1 protein-coding gene is annotated in these 1,433 nt (G+C 69.4%); it reads right to left on the reverse strand.

Annotation, left to right across the window (positions count from 1 at the left end; translation table 11 throughout):
- Positions 1-305: 305 nt before the first annotated feature.
- On the reverse strand, positions 306-1,418 hold the full coding sequence (locus tag I2H19_RS09850) for an IS110 family RNA-guided transposase (RefSeq protein ID WP_229089900.1): 1,113 nt from the start codon (positions 1,416-1,418) through the stop codon (positions 306-308).
- Positions 1,419-1,433: the final 15 nt, after the last annotated feature.

Genomic DNA, 1,433 nt, shown 5'->3' on the forward strand with positions numbered 1-1,433 from the left:
ATTGTCAAGAGGCAAAATCGGGCCTGGCCCCAACGATATGGGGTCAGGCCCTCTCCCTATATCAACCCGTCCGCGGCGACCTCGGCGTGTCTTCCCGACGCTCGTCTTTGCAGTTTAATATCCGCCCGTGGCGATCTCTCGCTGGGCAATCCGTTGCTACGGCTGAGGCTTCTTCGTCGAACCGACAGTCTGCGCACGCGTGTGGCGCCCTGGGCGCTCGCAGAAAAGGGACCTGAGGTTCGCCTCAACGGCTTCGGATCAAACCGCTTCCGGGGTGATCGGCTTATGTGCGGGGGACCGGCCCCCTACGCCTCCTCGGCCATGAGGCCGACCGCCCACACCCAGCAGGCGAGCTCGCGCGCCGTGGCCACGTTCGCCTTGTTGTTGTGGACCCCGCGCGCGAGCAGCGCCTCCCGCCTCTCGGCCAGCCTCCGCACGCCCTTGGCGGCATGCCTGCGGGCGACCCGGTCCGGGGCCTGGCCCCTGGCGAGGTCCTTCGGCCGCCCCGGGCACGTCAGGTAGTGCCACGCGGCCTCGACCAGCGCCTTCCTCAGGTGCTTGTTGCCGGCCTTGGTGATCGCGCCCCTGCGGTCGCTCTCCCCGCTGGAGTGCTCGGAGGGCGTCAGGCCGACCCATGCGGCGAACGACCGGGCGTTCCCGAACCTCGAGAACTCGCCGGCCTCGAACACGAGGTCGGCGGCCGTCGCGGTGTCGACGCCCTTGAGGCAGCGCAGGGAGTCGACCCTCCTCCTCCACCTGGGCTTGCGGGCCTCGGCCTCGACGAGCCCCTCGAGCCTCGCCTTCTCCTCCGCCGCCCGCCTGACCGCGTCGACGTAGTAGGCGAGCACGTCGTTGTCGGCCCCCTCCGCGAACCTAATCGACTCGATCCAGGACCAGTGGGCCCGGGTCCAGTTCCCCTTCCTGCGCCCGGTGGGCGTCCTCTCGTCGAAGGCGAGCCCGTGCCTGAGCAGGAACTTGGAGAGCCGCTGCTTCGAGCGCGAGAGGTCGTCCCTCGCGTCCTCGAGCGCCCTGGCCAGGTCGCGGGCGGCCTCGCACTCGTCGTCGGGGACCCACACCTCGACCACGTTGCCGACCGACAGCATGCGGGCGAGGAACTCGGCGTCGTTGCGGTCGTTCTTCCTGCGCCTGTCCGCGCTGGGCTTGATCATCTTCGAGACGGCGCCGACCGCGCAGTCGACCCCGAGGCCGGAGAGCCTCTTCTGCAGGTCGAACCCCGTGACCCCGGATTCGTACACGCACCTGGCCTTCGGGTCCGCGGACCGCACCCACTCCGCGACTGCCCCGGCGTCGTAGCCGAAGGTCGCGCAGCGCGCCTCCCCGGTCATGACGTCGAGGGAGACTGCCTTTATCGAGCGGGCGTGGACGTCGAGGCCGACGAAGGTGGTAGTATCGAGCATGGGAGCCCCTTCCAT

Source organism: Collinsella aerofaciens (assembly GCF_015560135.1).
Taxonomy (GTDB): Bacteria; Actinomycetota; Coriobacteriia; order Coriobacteriales; family Coriobacteriaceae; genus Collinsella; species Collinsella aerofaciens_AN.